Annotated in this window: 19 protein-coding genes; 10 read left to right on the forward strand and 9 right to left on the reverse strand. The window is 63.8% G+C overall.

Translation table 11 applies throughout. From position 1 onward, the window contains the following. Window positions 1–61 precede the first annotated feature (61 nt). From ABE528_RS12910 to ABE528_RS12925, 4 genes are all read right to left on the reverse strand, one after another. Entirely contained in the window at window positions 62–1,441 is a 1,380-nt protein-coding gene (locus tag ABE528_RS12910; protein WP_346653176.1) for an OprD family porin, read from the reverse strand. A gap of 143 nt (window positions 1,442–1,584) precedes the next feature. Continuing rightward, the gene (locus tag ABE528_RS12915; RefSeq protein ID WP_346653177.1) at window positions 1,585–3,177 is read right to left on the reverse strand and encodes an ABC transporter substrate-binding protein; all 1,593 of its coding nucleotides are present in this window, start codon (window positions 3,175–3,177) and stop codon (window positions 1,585–1,587) included. 153 nt (window positions 3,178–3,330) lie between these two features. Next, window positions 3,331–4,956, reverse strand: coding sequence for an ABC transporter substrate-binding protein (locus ABE528_RS12920; protein ID WP_346653179.1), 1,626 nt, complete (start codon window positions 4,954–4,956; stop codon window positions 3,331–3,333). 302 nt (window positions 4,957–5,258) lie between these two features. After that, window positions 5,259–5,975: an SIMPL domain-containing protein gene (locus tag ABE528_RS12925; RefSeq protein ID WP_152956723.1), complete on the reverse strand. Its 717-nt coding sequence runs from the start codon at window positions 5,973–5,975 to the stop codon at window positions 5,259–5,261. A 202-nt stretch (window positions 5,976–6,177) separates the two neighbouring features. Here ABE528_RS12925 and ABE528_RS12930 point away from each other — a divergent pair, with 202 nt between their 5' ends. The 4 genes from ABE528_RS12930 to ABE528_RS12945 all read left to right on the forward strand — a co-directional run bounded on the left by ABE528_RS12930 (window position 6,178) and on the right by ABE528_RS12945 (window position 10,507). Then, window positions 6,178–7,434: an ATP-binding protein gene (locus tag ABE528_RS12930; RefSeq protein ID WP_346653180.1), complete on the forward strand. Its 1,257-nt coding sequence runs from the start codon at window positions 6,178–6,180 to the stop codon at window positions 7,432–7,434. Further along, on the forward strand, window positions 7,434–7,994 hold the full coding sequence (locus ABE528_RS12935; protein ID WP_079229623.1) for a response regulator transcription factor: 561 nt from the start codon (window positions 7,434–7,436) through the stop codon (window positions 7,992–7,994). The genes ABE528_RS12930 and ABE528_RS12935 overlap by 1 nt, the downstream gene beginning before the upstream one ends. A 155-nt stretch (window positions 7,995–8,149) precedes the next feature. Beyond that, window positions 8,150–9,091: an AEC family transporter gene (locus ABE528_RS12940; RefSeq protein WP_346653181.1), complete on the forward strand. Its 942-nt coding sequence runs from the start codon at window positions 8,150–8,152 to the stop codon at window positions 9,089–9,091. Between the two features lie 57 nt (window positions 9,092–9,148). Beyond that, complete coding sequence (locus ABE528_RS12945) at window positions 9,149–10,507, forward strand: amino acid permease (RefSeq protein WP_346653182.1); 1,359 nt, start codon at window positions 9,149–9,151, stop codon at window positions 10,505–10,507. A gap of 9 nt (window positions 10,508–10,516) precedes the next feature. On the opposite strand, the gene ABE528_RS12950 is transcribed toward ABE528_RS12945, so the two are convergent. The 5 genes from ABE528_RS12950 to gatC all read right to left on the reverse strand — a co-directional run bounded on the left by ABE528_RS12950 (window position 10,517) and on the right by gatC (window position 15,353). Continuing rightward, window positions 10,517–11,560: a calcium/sodium antiporter gene (locus tag ABE528_RS12950; RefSeq protein WP_152956727.1), complete on the reverse strand. Its 1,044-nt coding sequence runs from the start codon at window positions 11,558–11,560 to the stop codon at window positions 10,517–10,519. Between the two features lie 60 nt (window positions 11,561–11,620). After that, window positions 11,621–11,995 (reverse strand): septal ring lytic transglycosylase RlpA family protein, encoded by a 375-nt coding sequence (locus ABE528_RS12955; protein ID WP_346653183.1) that lies wholly within the window; start codon window positions 11,993–11,995, stop codon window positions 11,621–11,623. Window positions 11,996–12,141: 146 nt separating this feature from the next. Then, window positions 12,142–13,587 carry an Asp-tRNA(Asn)/Glu-tRNA(Gln) amidotransferase subunit GatB gene (gene gatB, locus ABE528_RS12960; protein ID WP_152956728.1) on the reverse strand — a complete coding sequence of 482 codons (1,446 nt, stop codon included), beginning with the start codon at window positions 13,585–13,587 and terminating at the stop codon, window positions 12,142–12,144. 11 nt (window positions 13,588–13,598) lie between these two features. Further along, window positions 13,599–15,050, reverse strand: a complete 1,452-nt coding sequence (gene gatA, locus ABE528_RS12965) for an Asp-tRNA(Asn)/Glu-tRNA(Gln) amidotransferase subunit GatA (RefSeq protein WP_346653184.1) — start codon at window positions 15,048–15,050, stop codon at window positions 13,599–13,601. A 15-nt stretch (window positions 15,051–15,065) separates the two neighbouring features. Then, entirely contained in the window at window positions 15,066–15,353 is a 288-nt protein-coding gene (gatC, locus tag ABE528_RS12970) for an Asp-tRNA(Asn)/Glu-tRNA(Gln) amidotransferase subunit GatC (RefSeq protein WP_346653185.1), read from the reverse strand. A 204-nt stretch (window positions 15,354–15,557) separates the two neighbouring features. Here gatC and mreB point away from each other — a divergent pair, with 204 nt between their 5' ends. The 6 genes from mreB (at window position 15,558) to ABE528_RS13000 (ending at window position 24,350) form a co-directional block, all read left to right on the forward strand. After that, a complete protein-coding gene (gene mreB, locus ABE528_RS12975; RefSeq protein ID WP_003255163.1) occupies window positions 15,558–16,595 on the forward strand; it encodes a rod shape-determining protein MreB in 1,038 nt (345 codons plus the stop codon). Window positions 16,596–16,757: 162 nt separating this feature from the next. Continuing rightward, window positions 16,758–17,810, forward strand: a complete 1,053-nt coding sequence (gene mreC / locus ABE528_RS12980) for a rod shape-determining protein MreC (protein ID WP_346653200.1) — start codon at window positions 16,758–16,760, stop codon at window positions 17,808–17,810. After that, entirely contained in the window at window positions 17,810–18,298 is a 489-nt protein-coding gene (gene mreD / locus ABE528_RS12985; RefSeq protein ID WP_060511328.1) for a rod shape-determining protein MreD, read from the forward strand. Before mreC ends, mreD begins: the two co-directional genes overlap by 1 nt. A gap of 30 nt (window positions 18,299–18,328) precedes the next feature. Continuing rightward, window positions 18,329–18,940 carry a Maf family protein gene (locus ABE528_RS12990; RefSeq protein WP_346653186.1) on the forward strand — a complete coding sequence of 204 codons (612 nt, stop codon included), beginning with the start codon at window positions 18,329–18,331 and terminating at the stop codon, window positions 18,938–18,940. Between the two features lie 54 nt (window positions 18,941–18,994). Further along, window positions 18,995–20,452 (forward strand): ribonuclease G, encoded by a 1,458-nt coding sequence (gene rng, locus ABE528_RS12995; protein WP_346653187.1) that lies wholly within the window; start codon window positions 18,995–18,997, stop codon window positions 20,450–20,452. 82 nt (window positions 20,453–20,534) lie between these two features. Then, the gene (locus ABE528_RS13000) at window positions 20,535–24,350 is read left to right on the forward strand and encodes a YhdP family protein (protein WP_346653188.1); all 3,816 of its coding nucleotides are present in this window, start codon (window positions 20,535–20,537) and stop codon (window positions 24,348–24,350) included. The last annotated feature ends 7 nt before the right edge of the window (window positions 24,351–24,357 follow it).

The following is a 24,357-nucleotide window of genomic DNA, read 5'->3' on the forward strand; positions in this document are numbered from 1 at the left end:
CATGCGTTGATTCCAGCGTAGCCGCCACGGCCCGGGTTGAAGCGGGCCGTGGCGCCAGTGGTCAGAGAATGTTGAATGGAATGGTGGTCACTACGCGGAACTCGTCCAGGCTGCCATCGCCCTGGGCCTTGCTGGCGCGGTGGGCGGTGTAGGTGGCGCGGATGCTGGTGTCCTTGAACGGCCCGCTCTGCACGGCGTAGCTGGTGCCGATGCCCCACTCGTAGTGGGTTTCGCCGTCCAGGCCGCGCACGTCGTAGGCGGTGCCGGTGTAGTGGGTGCCGTCGATGCCCCAGCCGCGGGCGTTGTACAGGTTGAACTTGAGGCCTGGCACGCCGTAGGGCGCCATGTTCAGCACGTAGGAGAGCTGCAGGGATTTCTCGTTGGGGCCGTTGAAGTCCGACAGCAGCGAGTTGGCCAAGTAGATGCCGTTGGTTTCGTGCAGGTAGTCGAAGTACTCGTTGCCGTTGACCTGCTGCCAGGAGGCGGTGAGGGTGTGCGCCTGATGGCTCAGGCCGAACGACAGGCTGTAGGTGTCGTTGTCGATCTCGCCCATCTTCTTGCTGCCTTCGTCCACGGTCTTGTAGTAGTTCAGGCCGGTGGTCAGGGCGAGCACGGCGTTGTCGCCGAGCACGTGGTTGGCGCCGAAGTAGTACTGGTTCCAGAAGTCGTCGACCTTGGTGGCGTACAGGCTGGTGGTCAGGCTCTTGAACGGCTGGTAGTTGACCCCGGCGGTGCTGGCGCGGTCGGTCTCGACGCCGGTGGCGCTGTATTCGCTGCGGAACTTGCTCAGGCTCTGTTCGGTGCGTGGCGAAACGCGGTCGAAGGTGCCCAGGTCAAGCGACAGGTTGTCGAACTCGGCGCTGTGCAGGAACGCCCCCTGGAAGCTCGACGGCAACGCACGGTTGCCGATGTAGGCGATCATCGGTGTATCCACCGACTGGCGGCCGACGGTAAGGGTGGTGTTGGACACGCGCGCCTTGACGTTGGCCAGGCCCATCTTGCTCCACTGGCCGACCGGGTCGCCGTCGCTGTGGGTGAGTGTTCGGTTGTTCGGCCCGGCGATCGCGGCACGGCCCTGCTGCAGGGCGACGGCGTTGTAGCCGGCGGCCTCGACGGCAAAGCCGACGGTGCCCTGGGTGAAGCCCGAACTGTAGTTGAGGATGGTGCCCTGCACCCAGTTGTCGCGGCTGTGGGTATCGTGGCGGGTGCCGTCGGCCTTGTAGTACTTCCACAGCGGTGCGCGGGTGGCGCGTTCGTGGGCGTACCAGTTGCGCGTGCTGCCGGACAGGCTCTGGCCGTCGATGAAACCGTTGGCCTGGTCCTGTTCGCTACTGGATTTCAGGCTGAACGGGACGTAGTCCTGGCTCTGGGTGTCGGCCTCGGTCACGGCGCAAAAGGTGCCGATGGATAAGGCCAAAGCGGTCAAGGTGAATAGTCTCAAAGTTAAAGCTCCCTTTCTGTTCTTTTAGTTATTACCTGGCCTTGTGGGCCGGGTTGCTTGCTGCGGTGTTGCCAGGGTTGCCCGGGGTCGCCGGGCAAAAGCGGGGGAGTTGTGTTGGCGATGAGGCCGGCACTGGCTATCGCTTAATCAACACTCACACCGGAAAAGTCATTGCGCCCGAATGGGCTGACCTTGAAATCGGCCACCTTGATGCTCAGCGGCTGGTTCACCGTGGAATGCGCCACCGGGGTGATCGGCACCTGTTGCTTCAGGCGCTGCTGGGCCTGCTGGTACAGCGCCGTGCGCTGCTCGCGGTCGGTGACCTGCTTGGCCTGCTTGACCAGGCTGTCGTACTGCGGGTCGCACCACAGCGAGTAGTTGTTGCTGCCGATGGCGTCGCAGTTGTAGAGGGTGCCGAGCCAGTTGTCCGGGTCACCGTTGTCGCCGGTCCAGCCGATCAGGGCGATGTCGTGCTCGCCGCTCTTCATGCGCTTGAGGTATTCGCCCCATTCATAGCTGACGATGCGCACTTTGAAGCCGAGCTTGCTCCAGTCGGCCTGGAGCATCTCGGCCATCAGCTTGGCGTTGGGGTTGTACGGGCGCTGTACGGGCATGGCCCACAGGGTGATCTCGGTACCCGGCTTGACCCCGGCCTGCTGCAGCAACTGCTTGGCCTTTTGCGGGTCGAACGGTGCGTCCTTGAGGCTGTTGTCATAGGACCACTGGGTTGGCGGCATGGCATTGACTGCCAGTTGGCCGGAGTCCTGGTACACCGCCTGGATGATGGCCTGCTTGTTCACGGCCATGTCCATGGCCTGGCGTACTGCAAGGCGATCAAACGGCGGGTGCTGGGTGTTGTAGGCGATGTAGCCGAGGTTGAAGCCAGGCTGCTGCATGACCTGCAGCTTGCCGTCGGCCTTGAGCGCCGGCAGGTCGGCCGGGCGTGGGTGCAGGGTGACCTGGCACTCGTTGCGGCGCAGCTTCTGGATGCGCACCGACGGGTCGGTGTTGATCGAGAACACCAGGTTGTCGATCTTCACTTCATCCGGCGCCCAGTAATGCTTGTTGCCCTTGAAGCGGATCTGCGAGTCCTTCTGGTAACGCTGGAACACGAACGGCCCGGTGCCGATCGGTTGCTGGTTGATGGCGCTGGGGCGCCCGCTGACCATTAGCTGCTCGGCATATTCAGCAGACAGTATCGAGGCGAAACTCATGGCCAGGTTCTGGATGAATGCGGCATCGACCTTGTTCAGGCTGAACACCACGGTCAGCGGGTCGGTCTTTTCGACCCGGGCGATGTTCTTGTCCAGGCCCATGCTGACGAAGTACGGGAATTCGGTAGGGTAGGCCTTACGGAACGGTTGGTCCTTGTCGAGCATGCGGTTGAAGGTGAACAGCACATCGTCGGCGTTGAAATCACGGCTCGGTTTGAAGGCCTTGTTGGCATGGAACTTCACGCCCTCGCGCAAGTGAAAGGTGTAGCGCAGGCCATCGTCGGAGACCTCCCATTTCGTCGCCAGCGCCGGGTGCACCGCCGTGCCGCCGCGTTCGAACTCCACCAGCCGGTTGTAGATCGGCTCGGCGGCGTCGTTGTCGGTGGCACTGGTGTACTGGGCGGTGTCGAAGCCGGCCGGGCTGCCTTCGGAGCAGAACACCAGGTTCTTGGCCTGAAGGGCAGGGGCCTGGCTCAGCAGGCCGAGGGCGAGCAGGGTCGAAAGGTAAGTGACGTGGCGCATGGCGGTTCCTTTTCCAGCTGTTCAAGCCGCCTCGGGGTACGAATGACGGCAACAGTTTGCCGACTCCGTCGCGGGTAGCGTCGGAGTGGGCGCGAGATGCTTGAGGGTGGTGAGGCGGCACCCGCCGTCGCTCGGCGGGTGCCGGGATCTACCCTATTTGTCCACGGTGACGCCGTAGAAGGCGTTCAACGCGAACGGGCTGATCTTGAAGTCTTTCACCTTGGCGCTCATCGGCTGGTAGACCGTGGAGTGGGCGATCGGGGTGATCGGCACCTGCTCCTTGAGGATGTGCTGGGCCTTCTGGTACAGCTCGGTGCGCTTGGCCTGGTCGGAAGTGGCCTTGGCCTGCTTGATCAGGTCGTCGTAGGGCTTGTAGCACCACTTGGAGAAGTTGTTGCCGTCGATGGCGTCGCAGCCGTACAGGGTGCCCAGCCAGTTGTCCGGGTCACCGTTGTCGCCGCTCCAGCCGATCAGCATGGCGCCTTGTTCGCCGCCTTTGGAGCGCTTGATGTACTCGCCCCATTCATAGCTGACGATCTTCGCCTTGATGCCGATCTTGGCCCAGTCGGACTGCAGCATCTCGGCCATCAGCTTGGCATTGGGGTTGTAGGGGCGTTGCACAGGCATGGCCCACAGGGTGATCTCGGTGCCTTCCTTGATACCGGCTTCCTTGAGCAACTGCTTGGCCTTCTCGGGATCGTAAGGCGCGTCCTTGATGCTGGTGTCATAGGACCACTGGGTGGGTGGCATGGCGTTGACTGCCAGCTGGCCAGCGCCCTGGTAGACCGATTCGATGATCTTCTTCTTGTCCACGGCCATGTCCAGCGCCTGGCGGACTTCCAGCTTGGCCATCGGGTTGGGCTCGTTGCTGCCCTTGATCTTGTCCATCACGTTGTAGGCGATGTAACCAAGGTTGAAGCCGGCCTGCTGTGGCATCTGCAGGTTCTTGTCGGCTTTCAGCGGCTCGATGTCGGCCGGCCGTGGGAACAGGGTGACCTGGCACTCGTTCTTCTTCAGCTTCTGCATGCGCACCGAGGCGTCGGTGGTGATGGCGAAGATCAGGTTGTCGATCTTCACGTCCTCGGGCTTCCAGTAGTCCTTGTTGCCCTTGAAGCGGATCTGCGCGTCCTTCTGGTACTTGCTGAACACAAATGGCCCGGTGCCGATCGGCTTCTGGTTGATGTCGGCGGCCTTGCCGTCCTTGAGCAGCTGGTCGGCGTACTCGGCGGACTGGATGGAGGCGAAGCTCATGGCCAGGTTCTGGATGAACGCGGCGTCTACTTCATTGAGGGTGAACTTCACCGTGTGATCGTCAAGCTTCTCCACCTTGGCGATGTTCTTGTCCATGCCCATGTCGGTGAAGTACGGGAACTCGGTGGGGTAGGCCTTACGGAACGGGTGGTTCTTGTCGAGCATGCGGTTGAAGGTGAACAGCACGTCGTCGGCGTTGAATTCGCGGGTCGGCTTGAAGTAGTCGGTGGTGTGGAACTTGACCCCTTCGCGCAGGTGGAAGGTGTAGGTCTTGCCGTCGTCGGCCACGTCCCATTTGGTTGCCAGGCCCGGGATGACCGCGGTGCCGCCGCGTTCGAACTGGGTCAGGCGGTTGAACACGGTCTCGGCCGAGGCGTCGAAGTCGGTTCCGGTGGTGTATTGCCCCGGGTCGAAGCCGGCCGGGCTGCCTTCGGAGCAGAACACCAGGTTGGACGCGGCCTGGGCCAGCGGAGCGCCGGCGAGCAAGCCTGCACCTAGCAGGAACGGAATGACTGCGTGTTTGAGCATGGTGGCCTCATTGTTGTCATTTTTTGGATTGAGGTGGCCTCGTGAGCCGACCTGCGGATACTTATGCAGGGGGTATTCCCAATGCAACAGGCAGAAGGATAGTTGGCGTCAGGAAAGTAGTACGAGCGTACATGGATGTCGCATACGTATAACTTTCAGCGAAGTTGAACGTTTGCGTGGGCAAAATGATGGCTTTTTTCGGGATGTTTCTGGGCGGGGGAGGGTGTAGGACGCACTTCTATGGTGCGTAGGAAATATCTGATTTTGGTAAAGAGGGGCTGCCAAGCAGCCCCCGACGATCTTCAGGGCATCTGCACTTCGATCAGGCCATCGGCATTCATGCTGACTTCACTGGTCCCCGCTTCGATATCTGGCGCTGGCGCCGCTTCGTCAGCCCCCATGGCCTTCATCGCCATCGGTGCGCTACGCAGGTAAGGGCGCGGGTAACCGGAGCTGTTCAGGTTCAGGCTGACCACTTTATAGCCCTTGCCCCCCAACGCCTCGGTGGCCAACTGCGCACGGGCCTTGAACGCATTGACCGCATCCTTGAGCAGTTCGTCTTCGCTGGCCTTGCGTGTGGCCGGGGCGATGGAGAAGTCCATGCCGCCCATCTTCAGGTCCTGCAGCAGGTCGGCAGTGAGCTGGGACAGGGCCGGGAAGTCGGCACCTTCCAGGCGCAGCTCGGCGCGCTCGCGCCAGCCGGTAATCTTCTGGCCTTTGCTGTCATACACCGGGTAGCTGTTGCGGCTGCCCTGGCTGATCTTCACGTCCTTGACCTGGCGTGCCTGCTGCACGGCCTTGTTCATGGTTTCGGTGATCTGCTTGGCGAGCTTGCCCGGGTCGGTATTCTGCGCTTCGCTGTAGAGGGTCACGACCATCAGGTCGCGCGCCACTTCCTTGCTGACTTCGGCGCGCAGCGATACCTGGTTGTAGCGCGGTTCGTCGGCCGCCAACGCCGGCAGGCTGGCGAGCAGGCCGCAGGACAGGATCAGTGCCGCGCCGTGACGGGTAATGTGCATGTGTTACTCCTTGGCAATAATGGGCGTGGGTTCTGGCCATCCATTCCACGCATGGCCAATCAGACCGGGACCAGTGTAGTGGGTTCAAAAGTGCCACTATGAACGTGTGACAAAGTGTGGCGCTTTGCCGCATTGCTGCAGTGGGGCGCCCGGCTTCGGTATACTCCAGCCGATTTTCCTGGAGCACTCATCGGGAGAGCGCATGCTCGCCGCCGCACAACCGTTGTCCGCAACACGCCAGAACCTCTGGCGCCTGACTGTCATTCGGGTTCTGGTCCTGGCCGCCCAGGCAGGCTCCGTGGGCGTTGCCTACTGGACTGACCTGCTGCCACTGCCGTGGCTTTCGCTGGCTGCGACCCTGGCCCTGTCGTCGCTGCTCTGCGCGTTCACCGCCTTGCGCCTGCGCCTGTCGATGCCGGTCACCGAGACCGAATATGCCTTGCAGCTGGCCTGCGACCTGTTGATCCACAGTGCCTTGCTGTATTACTCAGGTGGCTCGACCAACCCGTTCGTGTCCTATTACCTGGTGCCGCTGGCTATTGCTGCGGTGACCTTGCCATGGCTGTATTCGCTGATCCTCTCGGGCATCGCCCTGACCGCCTACAGCCTGCTGCTGGTGCAGTTCTACCCGCTCGAGGGGCTGCCGATGGCGCGGGACAAGATGCAGGTCTACGGCATGTGGCTGAGTATCGCCCTGGCCGCAGCCGTGATTACCTTCTTTGCCGCGCGCATGGCCGAGGAGCTGCGCCGCCAGGAGCAGTTGCGTTCCGAGCGCCGCGAAGAAAGCCTGCGTGATGAGCAGTTGCTGGCCGTGGCTACGCAGGCTGCCGGCGCGGCCCATGAACTGGGCACGCCACTGGCGACCATGAGCGTGCTGCTCAATGAAATGCGCCAGGACCACACCGACCCGTTGCTGCAGGAAGACCTGCAGATCCTTCAGGACCAGGTCAAGCTGTGCAAGGAAACCCTCCAGCAGCTGGTGCGCGCCGCCGAGGCCAACCGCCGCCTGGCGGTGGTCGAACAGGACGTTACCGCCTGGCTCGACGAGGCGTTGAACCGCTGGCACCTGATGCGCCCGGAGGCCAGCTACCGCTTCCAGCGCCTGCGCGACGGCCAGGTGCCGCGCCTGACGCCGCCACCGGACCTGACCCAGGCGCTGCTGAACCTGCTGAACAATGCCGCCGATGCCTGCCCCGATGACCTGCAGGTGACCCTCGACTGGGACGCCCAGGACATCCTGATCAGCATCCGCGACCATGGCCCTGGCGTGCCGCCGGCCATCGCCGAAGCGATCGGCAAACCCTTCATTACCACCAAGGGCAAAGGCTTCGGCCTGGGCCTGTTCTTGAGCAAGGCCAGCGTGACCCGTGCGGGCGGCTCGGTGAAACTCTATAGTCATGAACAGGGTGGCACCCTGACCGAACTGCGCCTGCCCCATGGCACGCGAGGAGATGAATGATGAGCGAAGAAAACCAGGTCGAAGGCGAAGAGCTGCCGCACCTGCTGCTGGTGGACGATGACGCCACCTTTACCCGGGTCATGGCCCGCGCCATGAGCCGCCGTGGCTTCCGCGTGAGCACTGCCGGTTCCGCCGAGGAAGGCCTGATCCTGGCCCAGCAGGACCTGCCGGACTACGCCACGCTGGACTTGAAGATGGAAGGCGACTCGGGCCTGGTGCTGCTGCCCAAGCTGCTGGAGCTGGACCCGGAGATGCGCGTGGTGATCCTGACCGGTTACTCGAGCATCGCCACCGCCGTCGAGGCGGTCAAGCGGGGCGCCTGCAACTACCTGTGCAAGCCGGCCGATGCCGACGACGTGCTGGCGGCGCTGCTGTCGGAGCATGCCGATCTGGACTCTCTGGTGCCGGAAAACCCGATGTCGGTGGACCGTTTGCAGTGGGAGCACATCCAGCGCGTGCTGAACGAGCACGAGGGCAATATCTCCGCCACCGCTCGGGCGTTGGGCATGCACCGCCGGACCTTGCAGCGCAAATTGCAGAAGCGCCCGGTCCGCCGCTGACCGTCTGCTGCTTGCACCGGCCGCTTCGCGGGTAAACCTGCGAAACGGCCGGCACAGGCAGAAACGTGTTTATAGTCCCGCTCGATCCCCGCATTCCCTGACGCGTTGGCGTATCATTAGTCGCCTAACGGCAACCCCTTCAGGACCGCTTGCGCATGCTCGCCCTTCTTATCCAGACGCTGAACATCACGGCGCCCGTCTTCGCCATGCTGTTCATGGGCGTGCTGCTCAAACGCATCCACCTGATCGACGACAACTTCAACCGCGTCGCCTCGCAGTTGGTGTTCAACGTCTGCATGCCCGCGCTGCTGTTTCTTGGCATCTACCACGCCGACCTGGCCACAGCGGTGCAACCCAAGGTCATCCTCTACTTCGTCGCCGCCACGCTGGTCGGCTTCGCCGTGTCCTGGGGCATGGCCATCTGGCGTAGCCCGTTGGCCGACCGCGGCATCTACACCCAGGGTGCGTTCCGCGGCAACAACGGCGTGATCGGCCTGGCCCTGGCTGCCAGCCTCTATGGCGATTACGGCATCTCCCTGGGTGCGGTGCTCGCCGGCCTGGTGATCCTCATGTACAACTCGCTGTCGTCGGTGGTGCTGGCGGTGTACAGCCCGGACCTCAAGTCCGACCCGTGGAGCATCTGCAAGAGCATCTTCAGCAACCCGCTGATCCTCAGTGTGTTGGTGGCAACGCCGATGGCGTACGGCCAGGTGCCGCTGCCGAACTGGTTGCTGACTTCGGGTGACTACCTGGCGCAGATGACCCTGCCGCTGGCGCTGATCTGCATCGGCGGCACCCTGTCGCTGGCGGCGCTGCGTGACAGCGGCAAGCTGGCCATCGATGCCAGCCTGGTGAAGATGGTATGGCTGCCGCTGATCGGCACCCTGGGAGCCTGGTTATGCGGTTTCCGGGGGGCCGAGCTGGGCATCCTGTTCCTTTACATCGGCAGCCCGACCGCGGCGGCCAGTTACGTCATGGCCCGCGCCGCCAACGGCAACCACGAGCTGGCGGCCTCGATCATCGTGATCACTACGTTAATGGCGGCGATCACCACCAATATTGGTATTTTCATCTTGCAGTGGGGCGGATGGATCTAGATCCTTGACTGCAAAACAACAGCAACAACACTGCCTCACTGAGCCAAAGGACACTTCATGCAAGACCAGAGCACGCCCGAGCCGCTGAAGCGCGGGCTGAAGAATCGCCATATCCAGCTGATTGCGCTGGGTGGTGCCGTCGGCACCGGGCTGTTTCTGGGCATCGCCCAGACCATCCAGCTGGCCGGCCCCTCCGTTCTGCTGGGCTACGCCATCGCCGGCCTGATGGCCTTCTTCATCATGCGCCAATTGGGTGAGATGGTGGTCGAGGAGCCGGTCGCCGGCAGCTTCAGCCACTTCGCCCACCAATACTGGAGCGAGTTCGCCGGGTTCGTCTCCGGTTGGAACTACTGGGTGGTGTACGTGCTGGTCGGCATGGCCGAGCTCACGGCCGTGGGCATCTATGTGCAGTACTGGTGGCCGGATTTCCCGACCTGGGCCACGGCGGCGATCTTCTTCGTGGTGATCAACCTGATCAACCTGACCCAGGTGAAGGTGTATGGCGAAATGGAGTTCTGGTTCGCCCTGGTCAAGGTGGTGGCGATCGTCAGCATGATCGGCTTTGGCGCCTGGATGCTCGCCAGCGGTCATGGTGGCCCGGATGCCAGTGTGGCCAACCTGTGGCAATACGGCGGGTTCTTCCCCAATGGCGTGAGCGGGCTGGTGATGGCGCTGGCGGTGATCATGTTCTCGTTCGGTGGCCTTGAGCTGGTCGGTATCACCGCCGCCGAGGCCGACAACCCGCGTCAGAGCATCCCCAAAGCGACCAACCAGGTGGTCTACCGCATTTTGATCTTCTACATCGGCGCCCTGGCTGTGTTGTTGTCGCTGTACCCCTGGCAGAAAGTGGTGCAGGGCGGCAGCCCGTTCGTGATGATCTTCCACGAGCTGGACAGCGACCTGGTGGCGACCATCCTCAACATTGTGGTGCTGACTGCTGCGTTGTCGGTGTACAACAGCTGCGTATACGCCAACAGCCGCATGCTGTTCGGCCTGGCCAGCCAGGGTGATGCACCGCGTCAGCTGCTCAAGGTCAGCCGCAGCGGCGTGCCACTGACGGCGTTGGGCGTTTCGGCCTTCGCGACCGGCCTGTGCGTGCTGATCAACTACCTGATGCCCGGTGAGGCGTTCGGCCTGCTGATGGCGCTGGCGGTGTCGGCGCTGGTGATCAACTGGGCCAGCATCAGCATTACCCACCTGAAGTTCCGCAAGGCCAAGCTGGCGGCCGGGATCACCCCGTTCTACCAGAGCTGGGGGCACCCGCTGACCAACTACCTGTGCCTGGCGTTCATCGTGCTGATTCTGGTGGTGATGTACCTGACCCCGCCGATTCGCATCTCGGTGATGCTGATTCCGGCTTGGATTCTGGTGCTCTGGGGCGCTTTCAGGCTGAAGAAGGCTCGGCAGGGGAGATAAGTAAAGCGGTCAGTGCTGCCTGCGCCAGGCCCGGGCTGTGGTGTACAGCAACACCGCGCCCAGCACCGGCAGCACATAGAACAGCATCAGCCGCTCCAGCCGCCCGGCCAGCGGCATGCCCATGGTAAACGCTGCCACATGCAGGCCGTAGGCCAGGTACAGGCAGAGGAACACCAGCCCCTCGATGCGGGTGATGCGGTAGCCGGAATAGAACACGGGCAAGCTCAGGGCCGCGACACCCAGCATCACCGGCAGGTCGAACGCCAGCGCATTGGGCGAGATGGTCAGCGGCTCGGGGGTGACCAGTGCCGTCAGGCCGAGCACTCCCAGCAAGTTGAACAGGTTGCTGCCAATCACCGTACCGACTGCAATCTCCCGCTCGCCTCGAATGGCGGCAATCAGCGCGGCGGCAAGTTCAGGCAAGGATGTGCACACGGCAACCACAGTCAGGCCGATGACGCGTTCGGACAGGCCGAGATCGGTGGCCACTTCAATGGCAGCTTCCAGCAGCAGGTGGCCGGCCAGGCTCAACAGCCCAAAGCCGAACAGCACCTGTAGCAGCGTCCCGGACCAGAAGCGCCCAGCGCTGGCTGCCGTAGCATCCTGGGCGGGGTAGGTGCGGGCATAGTTGCGCGACTGGTGCCACAGCATGGCCAGGTAGCCCGCCAGGGCGAGCAGCAACAGCAAGCCTTCGGCCCGGCCCAGGTGGCCGTTGGCACAGAGCGCATAGACCAAGGCGCTGGCGGCAATCATCAGCGGGATGTCCAGGCGCACCAGCTGGCGTGATACCCGCAGTGGAATGATCAGCGCGGCCAGGCCGAGGATGACCAGCACGTTGAAGATGTTGCTGCCGATCACGCTGCCCACGGCCACGTCGGGCGCGCCTTGGTAGGCGGCCTGGAGGCTCACGGTCAGCTGCGGTGCGGTACTGCCGAAGGCTACAAGGCTTAAGCCAATGATCAGTGGCCGCACGCGCAGGCGTTCAGCCAGGCGCAGCGCCGCGCGCACCAGCAGTTCGGCCCCGGCGATCAGCAGTAGCAGGGCAACGCCCATTTGCAGCAGGCTGAAGGTGGGGAGGGTGGCCAGGTCGAAAATTTTCGGACTCCTGTCAGGTCAGTCGCTCAGACCTTGTACCCGCACGCGCGCCGTTCCGCTACGGAGCATGCCGATTTTTTCTGCGGCAGCACGTGACAGGTCGATCAGGCGGCCGCGAGTATGCGGGCCGCGGTCGTTGATGCGCACCACTACGCTGCGTTCGTTGGCCAGGTTGGTGACCAGCACCCGGCTGCCGAATGGCAGGCTGCGGTGGGCTGCGGTGAGGCCGTGCTGGTTGAACGGTTCGCCGCTGGCAGTGCGTTTGCCGTGGTGGCGCGAGCCGTAATAGGAAGCGGTGCCGGTTTCGTTGTAACCGCGCGGGTCGATGTCGTGGCTGGCGCAGCCGGCCAGGAAGGAGAAAAGGGCCAGGGTGCCGAGGGATCGTTTTAGCAAGTCAGGTGCTCTCCTAGTGCGGCCATTCGCGGCTAAAGCCGCTCCCACAGGTACGGCGCTGCCCGTGAGAGCAACGCCGTACCTGTGGGAGCGGCTTTAGCCGCGAACGAGGGCGAAGCCCTCGCAGCATTACAGGGGTAAAACAATCACCCTTCGAGCTTGGCCTTGAGCAATTGGTTCACCTGCCCCGGGTTGGCCTTGCCTTTGGATGCCTTCATCGCCTGGCCGACGAAGAAGCCGAACATCTTGCCGCGCTTGGCCTCGTCGGCGGCGCGGTACTGTTCGACCTGTTCGGCGTTGGCGGCGAGCATTTCGTCGAGCATCTTGTCGATCGCACCGGTGTCGGTGACCTGCTTGAGGCCTTTGCTCTCGATGATGCTGTCGGCATCGCCTTCACCGGCGGCCATGGCCTCGAACACGGTCTTGGCAATCTTGCCGCTGATGGTGTTGTCGCGAATGCGCAGCAGCATGCCGCCCAGGTCCGCGGCGCTGACCGGCGCCTGGTCGATCTCGATGCCCAGCTTGTTCAGCAGGCTGCCCAACTCGACCATGACCCAGTTGGCGGCCAGCTTGGCGTCGCCACCAATCTTCACCACTTCCTCGAAGTAGTCCGCCTGTTCGCGGCTGGAAGCCAGCACGTTGGCGTCGTAGGCCGACAGGCCGTACTGGCTCTGGAAGCGCTCGACCTTCTGCGGTGGCAGCTCCGGCAGGCCAGCGCGGACGGTTTCGAGGAAGCTGTCCTCGATCACCACCGGCAGCAGGTCCGGGTCGGGGAAGTAACGGTAGTCGTTGGCCTCCTCCTTGCTGCGCATGGAGCGGGTCTCGTCCTTGTTCGGGTCGTACAGGCGAGTTTCCTGCACCACCTTGCCGCCGTCCTCGATCAGGTCGATCTGGCGCTGGATCTCGCTGTTGATCGCGCGCTCGATGAAGCGGAACGAGTTGACGTTCTTGATCTCGCAGCGGGTGCCGAATTCGGCCTGGCCTTTGGGGCGGATCGACACGTTGCAGTCGCAGCGCAGCGAGCCTTCGGCCATGTTGCCATCACAGATGCCCAGGTAACGCACCAGCGCGTGGATGGCCTTGACGTAGGCCACGGCTTCCTTGGCGCTGCGCATGTCTGGCTCGGAGACGATCTCCAGCAGCGGCGTGCCGGCGCGGTTCAGGTCGATGCCGGTGGAGCCGCTGAAGTCTTCGTGCAGGCTCTTGCCGGCGTCTTCCTCAAGGTGCGCGCGGGTGACGCCGATGCGCTTGATGGTGCCGTCTTCCAGGGCGATGTCCAGGTGGCCCTTGCCGACGATCGGCAGGTCCATCTGGCTGATCTGGTAACCCTTGGGCAGGTCCGGGTAGAAGTAGTTCTTGCGCGCGAACACGTTGCGCTTGCCGATCTCGGCATCGATCGCCAGGCCGAACATGCAGGCCATGCGCACGGCTTCCTGGTTCAGCACCGGCAGTACGCCGGGCATCCCTAAGTCAACCAGGCTGGCCTGGGTGTTCGGCTCGGAGCCGAAGGTGGTGGCGCTGCCGGAGAAGATCTTCGACTGGGTGGCCAGCTGGGTATGAATCTCCAGCCCGATCACAACTTCCCATTGCATGTGTGAATTCCTCAGAAGCCGTTAGGGGCGCGGGTGTGCCAGTCGGTGACTTGCTGGTAACGGTGCGCGACGTTGAGCAGGCGGCCTTCCTGGAAGTACGGGGCCAGCAGCTGCACGCCGACCGGCAGGCCATCGACGAAGCCGGCTGGCATCGACAGCCCCGGCAGGCCCGCCAGGTTGGCGGTGATGGTGTAGACGTCTTCCAGGTAGGCGGCGACCGGGTCGCTGCTCTTGGCGCCAAGCTTCCAGGCCGGGTTCGGCGTGGTCGGGCCGAGGATCAGGTCGACATCATTGAAGGCGGCCATGAAGTCGTTCTTGATCAGGCGGCGGATCTGCTGGGCCTTGACGTAGTAGGCGTCATAGTAGCCGGCCGACAGGGCGTAGGTGCCGACCATGATGCGGCGCTGCACTTCAGTACCAAAGCCTTCGCCACGGGAGCGCTTGTACAGGTCGGTCAGGTCTTTCGGCGCTTCGCAGCGGTAGCCGAAGCGCACGCCGTCGAAGCGCGACAGGTTGGACGAGGCTTCTGCAGGCGCGATCACGTAGTACGCCGGAATGGCATGCTGCATGTTCGGCAGGCTGATTTCCTTGACCACGGCACCGAGCTTTTCCAGCTCCTTGACACTGGCCTGGACCAGCTCGGCGATGCGCGGGTCGAGGCCGGCGCCGAAGTATTCCGTCGGCAGGCCGATGCGCAGGCCCTGCAGCGAGCCATTGAGGGCAGCGCTGTAGTCCGGTACTGGCTCGTCGATGCTGGTGGAGTCCTTGGCGTCGAAACCGGCCATGCCTTGCAGCAGCAGGGCGCAGTCTTCGGCAGTACGCGCCAGCGGGCCGCCCTGGTCGAGGCTGGAGGCGTAGGCGATCATGCCCCAACGCGACACACGACCGTACGTCGGCTTGAGGCCGGTCAGGTTGGTCAGTGCCGCCGGCTGGCGGATCGAGCCGCCGGTGTCGGTGCCGGTGGTGGCCGGCAGCAGGCGCGCGGCCACGGCTGCGGCCGAACCGCCGGACGAACCGCCAGGCACGTGCTCGAGGTTCCACGGGTTCTTCACCGCGCCGTAGTGGCTGGATTCGTTGGCCGAACCCATGGCGAATTCGTCCATGTTGGTCTTGCCCAGGGTGACCATGCCGGCTTCGGCCAGCTTGGCGACCACGGTGGCGTCGTACGGCGCCTTGAAGTTGTCGAGCATCTTCGAGCCGCAGCTGGTGCGCACGCCGAGGGTGCAGAACAGGTCCTTGTGGGCGATCGGTGCGCCGAGCAGCGCGCCGGTCTCGCCAGCGGCGCGACGGGCGTCGGCGGCACGCGCCTGGCCCAGGGCCAGCGCTTCGGTGACGCTGATGAAGCTGTTGATCTGTGGGTCGATCTGCTTGACGCGCGCCAGCAGGGCGCCGGTCAGCTCTTCGGAGGAAAACGACTTGTCGGCGAGTCCGCGGGCGATCTCGGCCAGGGTCAATTCATGCATGGCAGGCTCTATCCCTTACTCGATGACTTTGGGAACCAGGTACAGACCGCTTTCGGTCGAGGGTGCGATGGCCTGGTAGGCCTCGCGCTGGTTGCTTTCGGTGACCTGGTCGGGACGCAGGCGCTGGCTGGCCTCCAGGGGGTGGGCCAGGGGCTCGATGCCGTTGGTATCGACCGCTTGCATCTGGTCGACCAGGCCGAGAATGCTGTTCAGGGCGTCAGTAATGCGTGGCAGTTCGCCTTCATTCAGGCCCAGGCGGGCCAGATGGGCGATCTTTTCCACGTCGCTGCGTTCAAGCGCCATGGTGATCTCCAGGGGAAACAAAGAACCGAATAGGGTCGGCGGTGAGGAACATGTCAGCATTTTGGCGGTCCAACGGCCGCGATCATCTGCTGGCGTGCTCGGAAAAACAGCCAATTTAACATATTGGCTCCTTGCCCAAAATCCCTGCCATTGTTAGAGTTTGCCGCACTTTTTTACCCACGCTTTCCCCAGGGTCACTTTCCCATGTTCAAGAAACTGCGTGGCATGTTTTCCAGCGATCTTTCCATCGACCTGGGGACTGCCAACACCCTTATTTACGTGCGTGAGCGCGGTATCGTCCTGAATGAGCCCTCGGTTGTTGCCATCCGTACCCACGGCAACCAGAAAAGCGTCGTCGCCGTCGGGACCGAAGCCAAGCGCATGCTGGGCCGTACGCCAGGTAACATTGCTGCCATTCGTCCGATGAAGGACGGCGTCATCGCCGACTTCAGCGTTTGTGAAAAAATGTTGCAGTACTTCATCAACAAGGTTCACGAAAACAGCTTCCTGCAGCCCAGCCCACGCGTGCTGATCTGCGTGCCGTGCAAATCGACCCAGGTAGAGCGCCGCGCCATTCGCGAGTCGGCCCTGGGTGCCGGTGCCCGTGAAGTGTTCCTGATCGAAGAGCCGATGGCCGCTGCCATCGGTGCCGGCCTGCCGGTCGAAGAAGCCCGTGGCTCGATGGTCGTCGATATCGGTGGCGGTACCACCGAAATCGCCCTGATCTCGCTGAACGGTGTGGTCTATGCCGAATCCGTCCGCGTGGGTGGCGACCGCTTCGACGAGGCCATCGTCACCTACGTGCGCCGCAACTACGGCAGCCTGATCGGCGAATCCACCGCCGAGCGCATCAAGCAGGAAATCGGCACCGCCTACCCGGGCGGCGAAGTGCGCGAAGTCGACGTGCGCGGTCGTAACCTGGCCGAGGGCGTACCACGCGCCTTCACCCTGAACTCCAACGAAGTCCTGGAAGCCCTGCAGGAATCCCTGGCGACCATCGTCCAGGCAGTCAAGAGCGCCCTGGAGCAGTCGCCGCCGGAGCTGGCCTCCGACATCGCCGAGCGCGGCCTGGTGCTGACCGGTGGTGGTGCGCTGCTGCGTGACCTCGACAAGCTGCTGGCCCAGGAAACCGGCCTGCCGGTGATCGTCGCCGAAGACCCGCTGACCTGCGTCGCCCGTGGCGGCGGTCGCGCCCTGGAGATGATGGACAAGCACGCGATGGACCTGCTCTCCAGCGAGTGATCCGCGCTGCTTTTGAAAGCCCGGTTTACAGGTAGCACGCGCAGTGCTACCTGTATGCGCTGGGCTGGCGTCCATCCGGGCGTCGTTTCCGTCAACCCGCAACCAGGCTGGTGCGTTGTCCCATGTCCAATGACCTCCTGAGTCGTCCACGAGGAACGGCCCATTAAACCGCTTTTTTCCAAGGGCCCTTCGCTGGGCGTTCGCCTGCTGGTACTGGTGGTGCTGTCGGTCGCGTTGATGGTTGTCGACGCGCGTTTCGACGTGCTCAAGCCGGTGCGCAGCCAGATGGGCCTGGTGCTCATGGAGTCGTACTGGATCACCGACCTGCCGCAGCGCATGTGGCAAGGCGTGGCCGGCCAGTTCGGCAGCCGCACCGAGCTGATCGCCGAAAACGAAAAACTCAAGACCGAAGCCCTGCTGCTGCAGGGGCGTCTGCAGAAGCTGGCGGCCCTGACCGAGCAGAACGTGCGCTTGCGTGAGCTGCTCAATTCCTCGGCGCTGGTCAACGAAAAGGTTGAAGTGGCCGAGCTGATCGGCGTCGACCCCAACCCGTTCACCCACCGCATCCTGATCAACAAGGGTGAGCGCGATGGCGTGTTCCTTGGCCAGCCGGTGCTCGATGCCCGTGGCCTGATGGGCCAGGTGGTCGAGCTGATGCCGTATACCTCGCGGGTTCTGCTGCTGACCGACACCACCCACAGCATTCCGGTGCAGGTCAACCGCAACGGCCTGCGCGCCATCGCCAGCGGCACCGGCAACCCGGAGCGCCTGGAGCTTCGGCATGTCGCCGACACCGCCGACATCAAGGAAGGTGACCTGCTGGTGAGTTCCGGCATGGGCCAGCGCTTCCCGGCCGGCTACCCGGTGGCCACGGTCAATGAAGTGATCCACGATTCCGGCCAGCCGTTTGCCATCGTCCGCGCCATTCCGACCGCCGCGCTCAACCGCAGCCGCTACATGCTGCTGGTGTTCAGTGACCGCCGGAGTCCGGAGCAGCGCGCCACCGAGGCAGCCATTGCCCAGGAAGAAGCCGATCGCAAAGGCACTGGCCAACCTGCCGCCAATGCCGAGCACCCGGCAGCGGCCCCAGCCCCAGCCCAGCCATCGGCTCCGGCAGCTCCGGCTGCTGCTGGGCAGGCGCCAGCAGCCCCGGCTGCAGCGCCCGCCAGCCCGGCCGCCGCACCTGCGGCACCCGCTCATCCACGGAGGCAATGATGGCCAAGTCGCGCCGTAACCACGGTTGGGTCATCTGGCTGACGTTCGCCATCGGCCTGTTGCTCAGCGTTTCGCCCATGCCGCAGTTCCTCGAAGTGTTCCGGCCCATGTGGCTGGCGATGCTGGTGTCGTTCTGGACCTTGAACGTGCCGAACAAGGTGGGCATGACCACCGCTTTCGTCCTGGGGCTGGCCGAGGACGTGCTGTATGGCACCTTGCTGGGGCAGAACGCGCTCATCCTCACCCTGATCACGTTCCTCGTGCTGTCGCTGCAGCAGCGCCTGCGCATGTTCCCGCTGTGGCAGCAGAGCCTGGTGATCCTGGTGATATTCGGTATCGCCCAGTTGATCCAGCTTTGGCTCAGTGCGCTGACCGGCAATCGCCTGCCGACCCTGGCGCTGGTCTGGTCAGCCGTGATCAGTGCCTTGCTCTGGCCTTGGATCAGCTTCGCCCTGCGCGACCTGCGCCGACGTTTGCGTATCAACTGACGGCGCTGCCACTGACAGGGAGATGTCTAGATGAAACCCCTCTACCTCGCCTCCGGCTCACCGCGCCGGCGTGAACTGCTCGGCCAGATCGGCGTGCCGTTCACCGTCATCAGTGCTCCCATCGATGAAACCCCGCTGCCGGGCGAAAGCGCCGAGGCCTATGTCGAGCGCCTGGCCCGGACCAAGGCCGAAGCCGGCCTGGCCACGCTTGAAGGCCCTGCCGTGGCGCTTGGCGCCGACACGGCGGTGGTGCTCGATGGGCGTATTCTTGGTAAGCCGGAAAACCGTGAACATGCCCTGGCGATGCTGGCCGACCTGGCTGGCCGCGAGCACCAGGTGCTGACCGCCGTGGCCTTGAACGATGGCCTGCACTGCGAGAGCCTGTGCGTCAGCAGTACCGTGCGTTTTCGCCCTGTCGATGCCGCAGAAGCCGAGCGCTACTGGGCCAGTGGCGAACCTGCGGACAAGGCCGGGGGCTACGCCATCCAGGGCCTGGGCGCGGTGTTCGTCATCGGGCTCGAAGGCAGTTACTCGGCGGTGGTTGGTTTGCCCTTGAGCGAAACGGCCGACATGCTCGCCCGATTCGGTATCGCCTGCTGGCAGGTACCGGCGCTTTTGCCAGAGGTAACAATCCAGCGGTAGCCAGCCCAGCACGCGCGATCCATCATTACCGAAGACCTTTGACGAGAGCCTGCCATGAGTGAAGAGATCCTGATCAACATCACCCCGATGGAATCACGCGTGGCGGTGGTCGAAAACGGGGTGCTGCAGGAAGTGCATGTCGAGCGCACCCAGCGCCGCGGCATCGTCGGCAATATCTACAAGGGCAAGGTGGTGCGGGTGCTGCCGGGCATGCAGGCGGCGTTCGTCGACATTGGCCTGGAGCGCGCGGCGTTCATCCATGCGTCGGAAATATCCCAGCGCGAAGGCTCGGCGGTGGAGAACATCACCGCCCTGGTGCACGAGGGCCAGGCCCTGGTGGTGCAGGTGACCAAGGATCCGATCGGCACCAAGGGCGCACGCCTGACCACGCAGCTGTCGATCCCCTCGCGTTACCTGGTGTACATGCCACGCAGCAGCCATGTCGGCATTTCCCTGAAGATCGAAGACGAAGCCGAACGCGAACGCCTCAAGCAGGTGGTCAGCGACTGCATGGACAGCGAGAACATCAAGGACGCCGGTGGCTTCATCCTGCGCACCGCCGCCGAAGGTGCGCGGGCCGAGGAGATTCTGCAGGACATCCGCTACCTGCGCCGCCTGTGGGAACAGATCGGTAGCCAGATCCAGACCTGCGGCGCACCCACGGTCATTTACGAAGACCTCGGCCTGGCCCTGCGCACGCTGCGTGACCTGGTCAACCCGAAGATCGAGAAGATCCGCATCGACTCGCGGGAAACCTTCCAGAAAACCACGCAGTTCGTCGCCGAGCTGATGCCGGAAATCGCCGATCGCCTGGAGCATTACCCGGGCGAGCGACCGATCTTCGACCTGTATGGGGTCGAGGACGAAATCCAGCGTGCCCTGGAGCGCAAGGTGCCACTCAAGTCTGGTGGCTACCTGGTGGTCGACCCGGCTGAGGCGATGACCACCATCGACGTCAACACCGGTGCGTTCGTCGGCCATCGCAACCTCGAAGAAACCATCTTCAAGACCAACCTCGAGGCCGCCACGGCCATCGCCCGGCAACTGCGCCTGCGCAACATCGGCGGGATCATCATCATCGACTTCATCGACATGGAAGACGAAGAGCACCAGCGCCAGGTGCTGCGCACCCTGGAAAAGCAGCTGGAACGCGATCACGCCAAGACCAACATCATCGGCATCACCGAGCTGGGCCTGGTGCAGATGACCCGCAAGCGTACCCGCGAGAGCCTCGAACAGGTCCTTTGCGAGCCGTGCACCGCCTGCCAGGGGCGCGGCAAGCTGAAAACCCCTGAGACCATCTGTTACGAGATCTTCCGCGAAATCCTCCGCGAAGCCCGTGCCTACCAGGCTGAAGGTTATCGCGTGCTGGCCAACCAGAAAGTGGTCGATCGCCTGCTGGACGAGGAGTCCGGCAACGTTGCGGAACTGGAGACCTTCATTGGCCGAACCATTCGCTTCCAGGTCGAGTCGATGTATTCGCAGGAACAATATGATGTGGTGCTGCTCTGAGGCTTTCTGATACCCGCCCCGGATGGCAGCGGCTGGCAAAATCGACACGTCGGGCCATCATGGATAAACGACCTGGAGGGCCATGGCCATGGGACGTCTGAACCGCGTTCTTGTCGCCTTGACCCGTTGGGGGTTGGGCATTTGTGCCCTGCTCGCGGTGCTGGTGGCGTTGTATGTCAGCCTCGGCCGCGAACTGGTGCCGCTGGTGGCCGAATACCGTGCCGACGTCGAAAGCAAGGCCGAACAGGCGCTGGGCCTGCCCGTGCATGTGGGCGCTCTGGAAGGGCGCTGGAGTGGCCTGGCGCCGATATTGCGCGTGCGTGACCTGCAACTGGGCGAGGGCACATCGGCCCTGCGCCTGGATGAGGTCAAGGTGGTACCCGACCTGTGGGCCAGCCTGACCTCCCGTGAAGTGCGCCTGGCGCGCATCGAACTCGGCGGCCTGCAACTGATTCTGCGCGAAGATGAGCAGGGTGGCTGGGCCCTCGAAGGGGTACCGAAAAAGGACGACGCACCGCTGGACCCTGCCGAGCTGTTGCAGCGTTTGCGCCAGTTGGGCCGCATCGATGTGTTCGACAGCCAGGTTACCCTGCAGCCCTGGCAGCGTGACCCGCTGACCCTCACCTATGTCAGCGTCGGCCTGCAGGCCGGCGCATCACGCCAGGCCCTCGACCTGCGTGCGACCTTGCCCGACGGCCAGCCGCTGGCGGTCAACCTGCGCAGCCGGGCGGATGCCAAGGCCTGGCGCGATGGCGAGGTCGAGGCCTACCTGAGCTTGCCGCAAAGCGACTGGGCGCGCTGGTTGCCGCCGGGTTTGCTGGGCCAGTGGCGGGCTGAAGCGCTGAAGGCCGGTGGCGAGTTCTGGGTCGACTGGAGCAAGGGCCAGTTGCAGCAGGCGGTAGTCCGCCTCAACGCCCCGCAACTGCGCGGTGCCTACGCCGAGCGCAAGGCCGTGGCCCTGGACAATCTTGCCTTGGCCGCCTGGTTCCAGCGCCGTGATCAGGGTTTCGCTGTGGTGGTGGATTCACTCGCGGCAAGCATCGGCAAGACACGCTGGGAATCGCACCTGCAAGTGAACCAGCGCCTGGGCGATGACCCGGCGGACGAAACCTGGCAAGTGCAGGCCGACCGCCTTGACCTGACCCCGTTGACCCCCTTGATCAATGCCCTGGCCCCCTTGCCGGACAAGCTCATGAGCGTGGTCGATGCGCTGAAGGTCACCGGGGCCCTGCGCAACGTTCGTCTGGAAGCACGGCCAAAAGCCGAGGGGGACCAGCGCCTGCAGTTCGCCGCCAACCTGGAGAGGGTCGGTTTCGATGCCTATCACGGCGCACCGGCGGCCGGTAATGTCAGCGGCAGCATCAGCGGCGACCTCGGGCACGGTGAGCTGCGCCTGGATACCGACGCATTCATGCTGCATCTGTACCCGATCTTCGCCAAACCCTGGCAATACCAGAAGGCCAATGCGCGCCTGACCTGGGCGCTCGACAAGCACGGTTTCACCCTCATCGCACCTTACCTCAAGGTGCTGGGCGAGGAAGGCAAGATTGCCGGCGACTTCCTGATTCGCCTGCTGTTCGATGAAGGTTCCGAAAGCTACATGGACCTGCGCGTCGGCCTGACTGAAGGCGATGGCCGCTATACCGCCAAGTACCTGCCCGAAGTGCTGAGCCCGGCGCTCGACGAATGGCTGCGCAGCGCCATCGTCAAAGGCAACGTCGACCAGGGCTACTTCCAGTACCAGGGTTCGTTGAACCACGGCGCCGCGCCTGAGGCTCGCAGCATCAGCCTGTTCTTCAAGGTCCACGATGCCGCGTTGGACTTCCAGCCAGGCTGGCCGCAGGTGCAGGAGGTGGATGGCGATGTGCTGATCGAAGACAGCGGTGTGCGCATCAAGGCCAGCAAGGGCCTGCTGCTCGACACTAAAGTCAGCGATGTCAGCGTGAATATTCCCCATGTCGACAGCGGCCAGCACAGCCACCTTTACCTAGACGGCAATTTCGACGGCAGCCTTGGCGATGGCTTGAAGATTCTCAAGGAAGCACCGATCGGTACTGGCGAGATCTTCGCCGGCTGGGAAGGCGAGGGCCCGCTCAAGGGCAAGCTCAAGCTCGATGTGCCCCTGGCCCACGGTGAGCGGCCAAAAGTGCTGGTGGACTTCGCCACGGCCGATGCGCGCCTCAAGGTGGCCCCGCCCAGCCTGGACCTGACACGCCTGAAGGGCGACTTCAACTTTGACTTCGACAAGGGCCTGAGCGGCAAGAACATCAGCTTGCAGGTGTTTGGCAAGCCGGTCACCGCGCAGATCAGTGCCCAGGGCCAGCCCGGGCAGATGCAGACGCGCATCAATGCCAGCGGCCAGGCCTCGCTGAAATCCCTGACCGACTGGCTGCAGTTCAAACAGACCTTGCCCGCCACCGGCGATCTGCCTTACCAGTTGCAGATCAATCTGGGCAGCCGCGACAACAGCTTGAATGTCAGTTCTTCGCTCAAGGGGCTGACCATCGATCTGCCGGTCCCCTTCGGCAAGGCGGCGGCAGATACGCGTGACAGCCGTTTCAGCATGAACCTGCAAGGGCCTGAGCGGCGGTTCGATGCGGCTTACGCCGACCTGGCCCGTTTCGCCTACGCCGCACCGGCCGACAAGCTGGGCCAGGGCCGCGGTGAACTGCTGCTCGGCGCCGGGCAGGCGCAGCTGCCAGCGGCGCAGGGGCTGCGGGTGAAGGGGCGGCTGGAAAGCCTGGACCTGGCGCCTTGGCAGGAGCAGGCCGCACGCTTTGCCGGTGACGACCCTGGTGGCAATGCCCGGCAGAACCTGCAGAGTGTCGACCTGAGCATCGGCCAGCTGAAGGCTTTCGGCATGAGCCTGAACCAGGCCGTGGTGCGCCTGACCCGGGGTGGCCCAGCGTGGGATCTGCGTCTGGACAGCAAGGAAGTCATCGGTAACGCACGCGTGCCCGATGCCAAGGCTGCGCCGATGGTCGTACGCCTGCAGACCCTGCGCCTGCCGCCTGCCGACCCGGCTGAAGCGCAGTCGGAGGAGGGCCCGGACCCGCTGGCTTCGTTCGACCCGCGCAAGGTGCCGGCCCTGGACCTGAGTATCGACAAGCTTTATCGCGGCGATGACCTGTTCGGCAATGCCGCGCTGAAGCTGCGCCCGACTGCACGGGGGGTGACAGCGCAGGACATCGACCTCGATTTCAAAGGCCTGCATGTCGATGGCAGTGGCGGTTGGGAAGGCCAAACGGGGGCTACCAGCAGCTGGTACAAAGGCCGGCTTGATGGCAAGAACCTCGCCGATGTGCTCAAGGCCTGGGGTTTCGCCCCGACCGTGACCAGCCGCGATTTCCGCCTGGATGTCGATGGCCGTTGGCCCGGTTCGCCGGCCTGGGTCGGCCTCAAGCGCTTCTCGGGCAGCATGGATGCCGCCTTGCGCAGCGGTCAGTTCGTCGAAGTGGAAGGTGGCGCCCAGGCCCTGCGGGTATTCGGCCTGCTCAACTTCAACTCGATTGGCCGGCGCCTGCGCCTGGACTTCTCCGACCTGTTCGACAAGGGCCTGGCCTACGACCGGGTCAAGGGCCTGCTGGTGGCCAGCAGCGGTGTCTACGTGACCCGCGAGCCGATTACCGTGACCGGGCCGTCGAGCAACTTCGAACTCGATGGCACCCTCGACCTGGTACGTGATCGGGTCGATGCCAACCTGCAGGTGACCCTGCCGGTGACCAACAACCTGCCGCTGGCCGCGCTGATCGTCGGTGCGCCTGCGGTCGGGGGGGCGCTGTTCCTGGTCGATCGATTGATCGGCGACCGGGTGTCGCGTTTTGCCAGCGTGCACTATCGCGTCGAAGGGCCGGTGAAAGAGCCTAAAATCACCTTTGTGAAACCGTTCGACAAATAACTTCGGG

The sequence above is a fragment of the Pseudomonas sp. TWI628 genome (genome assembly GCF_039673865.1).
GTDB lineage: Bacteria > Pseudomonadota > Gammaproteobacteria > Pseudomonadales > Pseudomonadaceae > Aquipseudomonas.

Excerpts from the sequence above, each read along its gene's own strand:
- ABE528_RS12915 (WP_346653177.1), bottom strand. The coding sequence starts at position 3,177 with ATGCGCCACGTCACTTACCTTTCGACCCTGCTCGCCCTCGGCCTGCTG.
- ABE528_RS12920 (WP_346653179.1), bottom strand. The coding sequence starts at position 4,956 with ATGCTCAAACACGCAGTCATTCCGTTCCTGCTAGGTGCAGGCTTGCTC.
- ABE528_RS12925 (WP_152956723.1), bottom strand. The coding sequence starts at position 5,975 with ATGCACATTACCCGTCACGGCGCGGCACTGATCCTGTCCTGCGGCCTG.
- ABE528_RS12930 (WP_346653180.1), top strand. The coding sequence starts at position 6,178 with ATGCTCGCCGCCGCACAACCGTTGTCCGCAACACGCCAGAACCTCTGG.
- ABE528_RS12935 (WP_079229623.1), top strand. The coding sequence starts at position 7,434 with ATGAGCGAAGAAAACCAGGTCGAAGGCGAAGAGCTGCCGCACCTGCTG.
- ABE528_RS12940 (WP_346653181.1), top strand. The coding sequence starts at position 8,150 with ATGCTCGCCCTTCTTATCCAGACGCTGAACATCACGGCGCCCGTCTTC.
- ABE528_RS12945 (WP_346653182.1), top strand. The coding sequence starts at position 9,149 with ATGCAAGACCAGAGCACGCCCGAGCCGCTGAAGCGCGGGCTGAAGAAT.
- ABE528_RS12950 (WP_152956727.1), bottom strand. The coding sequence starts at position 11,560 with ATGGGCGTTGCCCTGCTACTGCTGATCGCCGGGGCCGAACTGCTGGTG.
- gatB (WP_152956728.1), bottom strand. The coding sequence starts at position 13,587 with ATGCAATGGGAAGTTGTGATCGGGCTGGAGATTCATACCCAGCTGGCC.
- gatA (WP_346653184.1), bottom strand. The coding sequence starts at position 15,050 with ATGCATGAATTGACCCTGGCCGAGATCGCCCGCGGACTCGCCGACAAG.
- gatC (WP_346653185.1), bottom strand. The coding sequence starts at position 15,353 with ATGGCGCTTGAACGCAGCGACGTGGAAAAGATCGCCCATCTGGCCCGC.
- mreB (WP_003255163.1), top strand. The coding sequence starts at position 15,558 with ATGTTCAAGAAACTGCGTGGCATGTTTTCCAGCGATCTTTCCATCGAC.
- mreD (WP_060511328.1), top strand. The coding sequence starts at position 17,810 with ATGGCCAAGTCGCGCCGTAACCACGGTTGGGTCATCTGGCTGACGTTC.
- ABE528_RS12990 (WP_346653186.1), top strand. The coding sequence starts at position 18,329 with ATGAAACCCCTCTACCTCGCCTCCGGCTCACCGCGCCGGCGTGAACTG.
- rng (WP_346653187.1), top strand. The coding sequence starts at position 18,995 with ATGAGTGAAGAGATCCTGATCAACATCACCCCGATGGAATCACGCGTG.
- ABE528_RS13000 (WP_346653188.1), top strand. The coding sequence starts at position 20,535 with ATGGCCATGGGACGTCTGAACCGCGTTCTTGTCGCCTTGACCCGTTGG.